The sequence below is a fragment of the Alsobacter soli genome, from assembly GCF_003004785.1.
Classification (GTDB): domain Bacteria; phylum Pseudomonadota; class Alphaproteobacteria; order Rhizobiales; family Beijerinckiaceae; genus Alsobacter; species Alsobacter soli.
This window is the reverse complement of record NZ_PVZS01000059.1, coordinates 1-6267: the sequence shown is the minus strand read 5'-3', so window position 1 is coordinate 6267 and position 6267 is coordinate 1. Positions and strand designations below refer to the sequence as shown.

The following is a 6267-nucleotide window of genomic DNA, read 5'->3' as shown; positions in this document are numbered from 1 at the left end:
ACCGTGTCGATCCCGGCGCCGCCGACCAGATAGTCCGCGCCCGCGCCGCCCGCCACCGTGTCCGCCCCGGCGCCGCCCACGATCGTGTCGTTGCCTGCCCCGCCCGAGAGGCTGTTCGCGGTGATGTCCGCGATCACGCGGACGTTGTCGATGACCGGGTCGGAGCCGATGCCGCCGGAGACATGCGTGAAGTTAAGGTTCGTTGAGGCGGCAAGCGCGGTGAAGGTCAGAGTGTAGGTGTTCCAGGCTCCCGCCTGGAACGTATAGCTCGCGATCTTGTCACCGACAGTGACCTGCAGTGTCTCCGTGCCCGAGCCGCCCAGCCCCTTGCCGTCGAACACAAGCGTGTAGGCTTGCCCAGCGACTGTGGAGAAATTCTGGGCGATTGAGCTGCCTACGCTGTCGGTGGCGTAGTCGAATCCATAGCCGTAGGCGCCGTCCCTCACGTAGAGAGAGTTACTGCTCACGCCGTTCTGGTTGCTGGCCCCCGTGACCGTCCATCCAGGGGCAGAGCCCGCTCCACCGCCAGGGGTTTCGAAGTCCCCGTTCACCACGAGGTTGGTCCCGGCATAGATCCGGTCGTCACCCGCGCCGCCATCGATAGTGTCGGCGCCCGCGCCGCCGGCGAGCAGNATCGATAGTGTCGGCGCCCGCGCCGCCGGCGAGCAGGTTGGCGTTGGCGTCGCCGGTGAGCCTGTTGGCCGCTGTGGCGGAGCCCCTGAGGTTGGCGATGTTGAGGAGGTAGTCGCCCTCGGCGTCGCCGCCGGCGCCCACCTGACGGGTCGCCAGGTTCAGGTCGACGGTTACGCCCGCCGCCGAACCGGAGTAGTCGGCCGTGTTGACGCCCGCGCCGCCATAGAGATTGTCCGCGCCGGCCCCGCCCACCAGGGTGTCGTCGCCGCCGCCGCCGTCGAGGGTGTCGTCACCTGCGCCGCCGCTGATGACGTTGGCCCCGACGTTGCCAAGGATGTTGTCCGCCAGGCCCGAGCCGACCACGTTCTCGATGCCGGACAGGATGTCGCCCGCCGCGTCGCCGCCGGACTGGGCGGTGGAGAGGTTGAGGTTGACAGTGACGCCGGCGCTCGAGGCCGAGTAGTCGGCCGTGTCCACGCCGGCGCCGCCGATAAGGCTGTCCGCGCCGGCGCCGCCGGTCAGCGTGTCGTCTCCGGCGCCGCCGTCGAGGGTGTCGGCGGCCGCGCCGCCAGTGAGCAGGTTGCCGTTGGCGTCGCCGGTGAGCCGGTTCGCAGCCGCCGCCGCGCCGGTGACGTTCTCGACGCCCGACAGGATGTCGCCCGCGGCGTCGCCGCCGGACTGGGCGGTCGACAGGGTGAGGTCCACCGTGACGCCTCCGGCGGAGGTCGAGTAATCGGCCGTGTCCACGCCCGCGCCGCCAAGGAGCGAATCCGCGCCGGCGCCGCCCACCAGCGTGTCGTTTCCGGCCCCGCCATCGAGAGTGTCGGCGGCTGCGCCGCCCGCGAGCAGGTTGGCGCCCGCGTCGCCCGTGAGGCGGCTCGCCGCGGCGGCCGCGCCCTTCAGGTTCTCGATGCCGGCCAGGATGTCGCCCGCCGCGTCGCCGCCGGACTGGGCCGTCGCAAGCGACAGATCCACGGTGACCCCGGTGGCGGAGGCCGAGTAGTCGGCCACGTCTATCCCGGCCCCGCCCACCAGCGAGTCTGCGCCCGCGCCGCCGACCAGCGTGTCGTCGCCGGCGCCGCCATCGAGCGTGTCGGCGGCCGCGCCGCCCTTCAGCAGGTTGCCGCCGGCGTCGCCGGTGAGCCAGCTCGCGGCCGTGGCGGAGCCGACCAGGTTCTCGATGCCGGAGAGCGTGTCCCCCGCCGCGTCTCCGCCGGACTGGGCCGCGGCGCTGGACAGGTTCACGGTCACGCCGCCGGTCGAGGCAGAGTAGTCCGCCGTGTCGATCCCGACGCCGCCGATCAGCACGTCGGCCCCGGCGCCGCCCGACAGGGTGTCGTTTCCGGCGCCGCCGTCCAGCGTGTCCGCGCCGGCGCCGCCCATGCCGCCCCCGAGCGAGGCGTCGCGCAGCGTGGCGGAGATCAGGTTGTCGGCGCTGTTGCCGGCGCCGGCGAAACCGGCGTTGGTGGTGTAGAGCAGGTTCTCGAGCTCGGCGCCGAGCGCATAGGCGCCGCCGGTGGTGTTCCACACGACCGTGTCCACGCCCTGGCCGGCGTTCTCCAGGATCGCCTGGCTGGGGGCGTAGATCCGGTAGACGTCGTCCCCGAGGCCGCCGACGAGCGAATCTGAGCCGGCGCCGCCGGCGTCGAGGGTGTCGGCGCCCGCGCCACCCACGAGGGTGTTGTCGCCGCTGGTTCCGGTGAGCGCGTTGGCCGCAGTGGCGGAGCCGAGGACGATCTCGACGCCCGAGAGAACGTCGCCCGCGGCGTCGCCGCCGGTCTGGGCCGAGCTTTTCGTGAGGTCGACCGTGACGCCGGCAGCCGAGGCCGAGTAGTCCACCGTGTCGAGGCCCGCGCCGCCGGTGAGGGTGTCCGCCCCGGCGCCGCCGATCAGCGTGTCGGCGCCCGCGCCGCCGGTGAGCGCGTTCGCGCCGGCGTCGCCCTTCAGCCAGTTGGCCGCGGCCGCGGAGCCGGTGACGTTCTCGATGCCGGACAGGACGTCGCCCGCGGCGTCCCCGCCGGACTGGGCGGTCGCCAGGCTCAGGTCGACGGTGACGCCCAAGGCGGAGGCCGTGTAGTCGGCCGTGTCGGATCCCGCGCCGCCGACCAGGGTGTCGGCGCCTGCGCCGCCGGCCAGCACGTCGGCCGCGGCGCCGCCGGTGAGCACGTTGGCGCCGGCGTCGCCGGTGAGCCTGTTGGCGCCCAGCGCCGAGCCGACCACGTTTTCGACGCCGGACAGAATGTCCCCTTGGGCGTCGCCGCCCGCCTGCGACGTCGCCAGGGTGAGGTCGACCGTCACGCCGGCCGCGGAAGAGAGATAGGACGCGGTGTCGACGCCTGCGCCGCCCACAAGCGAATCCGCCCCGGCGCCGCCCATGAGGGTGTCGTTTCCTGCGCCGCCGTCGAGGGTGTCGGCGGTTGAGCCGCCGACCAGCTTGTCGTCGCCCGCGCCGCCCTGGAGGAGATTGGCGCCGTCGGACCAGCTGCCATTCACGATGGCGCCCGCCGTGCCCGTCTGGGCGAGAGCCGGATTGCCGCCGGCCGAATCGGCGAGGCCGTTCGGGCCGTCGAAGGTGTAGAGCGCGATCTGGCCGCTCTGGACCGTGGCGGCCCCATTCGCCGCGAGAGTCGCGACCTCCGCTGCCGAGAGCGCGCGGTTGTAGAGCGCGACGTCGTCGTAGCTGGCCATCATGGGCGTGAGGTTGTTGCCTGAGTTGACGTTGACGCCCAGCGTGTTGGTCAGTGAGTCCTTGTACACGCCCGTGTACGTCCGCGAGCCGACCGCCACGCCATCCACATAGAGGGTTCCGACCAGGCCCGATGTCATGGTGGCTGTGATCGTGTGCCAGACGCCGTCGCGAAGGTCCGTTGCGGGCGCCACGTTCAGGTCATCACCGTATTGCCCGAACTTCAGGGCGCCGTTGGCGAGCCCCACATGGATGTTGCCGTCGGTGGTCACCGACCCCAGGATTCCCACATTGGCGCTGTTCTGCAGGTCCGTGGTCTGGATCCGGAACGAGACCGTGTAGGCCTTCGCGGCTCCCGTGCCGAAGACGTTGGAGCCCAGGCTGGCGGTGAGCGCCTGGCTGCCAGCCGCGCCGGTGGTCCAGGCGCCGTCGCCGCCCATCAGCAGGTCCGCCGCGGAGCCGCCCGTGAGGACGTTGGCGTTGCGGTCGCCCGCAAGGCTGTTCGCGGCCGTGGCCGAGCCCAGGACGTTCTCGACGCCGGAGAGCACATCGCCCTGGGCGTCGCCTCCCGACTGGGCCTTCGTGGATGCGAGGTCGATGCTGACGCCCGCCGTGGAAGCCGTGTAGTCGGCCGTGTCGACGCCTGCGCCGCCGGTGAGGGTGTCCGCCCCGGCGCCGCCGATCAGGGTGTCGGCGCCCGCGCCGCCGGTGAGCGCGTTCGCGCCGGCGTCGCCGGCGAGCCAGTTGGCGGCCGTTGCGGAGCCGGTGACGTTCTCGACGCCGGACAGGATGTCGCCCGCGGCGTCACCACCGGACTGGGAGGTCGCCAGGCTGAGGTCGACCGTCACGCTCGCCGCGGAGGTCGTATAGTCGGCCGTGTCGGCGCCCGCGCCGCCGACCAGGGTGTCGGCGCCGGCGCCGCCCGCGAGGGTGTCGGCCCCGGCGCCGCCGGTCAGCACGTTGGCGCCGGCGTCGCCGGCGAGGCGGCTGGCGGCCGTGGCCGAGCCGACCACGTTCTCGATGCCGAGCAGGATGTCGCCGGCGGCGTCGCCGCCGGACTGGGAGGTGGCCAGCGAGAGATCAACCGTGACGCCGGCCGCGGAGCCCGAATAGTCGGCCGTGTCGGTCCCGAAGCCGCCGTCCAGGGTGTCGGCGCCGGCGCCGCCCGCCAGGGTGTCGGCCAGCACGCCGCCAGTGAGCACGTTGGCCCCGGCGTCGCCCGTGAGCCGGTTTGCCGCGAAGGCCGCGCCGGTGACGTTCTCGATCCCGGACAGGACGTCGCCGGCGGCGTCGCCGCCCGACTGGGACGTCGCGAGGCGCAGGTCGACGGTCACGCCGGCGGCCGAGCCGGTGTAGTCTGCCGTGTCGGTCCCGGCGCCGCCCGCCAGGGTGTCGGCGCCGGCGGCCCCCACGAGCGTGTCGTCGCCTGCCCCGCCGGTGAGCACGTTCGCGCCGGCGTCGCCGGCGAGGCGGTTGGCGGCAATGGCCGAGCCGCGCACGTTCTCGATGCTGACGAGCACGTCGCCCTGGGCGTCGCCGCCCGACTGGGTCCCGGCCGCGAGGTCGACGGTGACGCCCGCCGCCGAAGCCGCGTAGTCGGCCGTATCGGCGCCCGCGCCGCCGTCGAGTGTGTCCGCGCCCGCGCCGCCCGCCAGCGTGTCGGCGGCCGCGCCGCCGGTCAGGACGTTGGCGCCGGCGTCGCCGGCGAGGAGGTTGGCCGCCGTGGCCGAACCGATCACGTTCTCGACGCCAAGCAGGATGTCGCCCGCCGCGTCGCCGCCGGACTGGGAGGTGGCGAGCGACAGGTCGACAGTGACGCCCGCCGCAGAGGCGGCGTAGTTCGCCGTGTCGACGCCTGCGCCGCCGTCCAGCGTATCCGCGCCGGCGCCGCCCGCCAGGGTGTCGGCCCCGGCGCCGCCGGTGAGCATGTTGGCGCCGGCGTCGCCGGTGAGGAGATTGGCGCCGCTCGCGGCGCCGCGCACGTTCTCGATGCCGATCAAGATGTCGCCCGCGGCGTCGCCGCCGGACTGGGAGGTCGCGAGGCCGAGGTCGACGGTGACGCCCGCCGCCGAGGTGGCGTAGTCCGCCAGATCGGTCCCGAGGCCGCCGTCCAGGGTATCGGCCCCCGCGCCGCCGACCAAGGTGTCGGAGCCGCCGTAGCCGCCGTGCAGGTAGTCGGCGCCGGGTCCGCCGATCAGGAGGTCGTCGGCATCGGAGCCCCAAACCTTCTCGAAATTTCGAATGGAGAGCGTCGCGGCGCCTTGGGTGGCCGTGCCCGCAGAAAGGTCGACCGTAACGCCGACCGCGTCCGAGCCCCAGGACAAGGTGTCGACGCCGCTGCCGCCATCATAGACGCCGCCCGTCAGCCCGGTGGCCGTCACGCTGTCGTTTCCCGCGCCGGCGTCGATGGTGTCGGCGCCGGAGACGCCGCGGATGTCGTCGTCGCCGGCGCCGCCGATGAGCACGTTGTCGGCGGCCGAGCCGACGAGGGTGTCGCCATAGGCCGTTCCGACGATGTTCTCGACGCCGGACAGGATGTCGCCCGCGGCCGATCCCGCGTTGGTCGACAGCATGCCCCAGGCGCCGGGCGTCAGGCTGACGCCGGCGGCGGAGGTCTCGCCGCTATAGTCCACCGTATCGACGCCGGCGCCGCCCACGAGGGTGTCGGCGCCCGCGCCGCCAATGAGGGTGTCTGCGCCCGCGCCGCCTGTCAGGATGTTGGCTGCGCCGTCGCCCTTCAGCCAGTTCCCGGCGGTCGCCGAGCCCGTCAGATTTTCGACGCCCGACAGGATGTCGCCGGCGGCGTCGCCACCCGACTGGGCTCCCGTGAACGTCAGGTCGACGCTGACGCCCAGCGTCGACGCCGAGTAGTCGGCGAGGTCGGTTCCGGAGCCGCCGACCAGCGTGTCCGCGCCCGCGCCGCCGATCAGCGTGTCGTTGCCGGCGCC

General features: G+C 73.6%; 2 protein-coding genes. Both read right to left on the bottom strand.

The annotated features are described in order from the left end of the window. Nucleotides 1-602 (bottom strand): DUF642 domain-containing protein (locus SLNSH_RS25635; protein ID WP_196240309.1); only part of this gene is annotated, 602 nt, incomplete at its 3' end. Continuing rightward, on the bottom strand, nt 583-6267 hold a 5685-nt coding region (locus tag SLNSH_RS25630), incomplete at its 5' end, for a beta strand repeat-containing protein (RefSeq protein WP_210202569.1). The genes SLNSH_RS25630 and SLNSH_RS25635, both read right to left, overlap by 20 nt.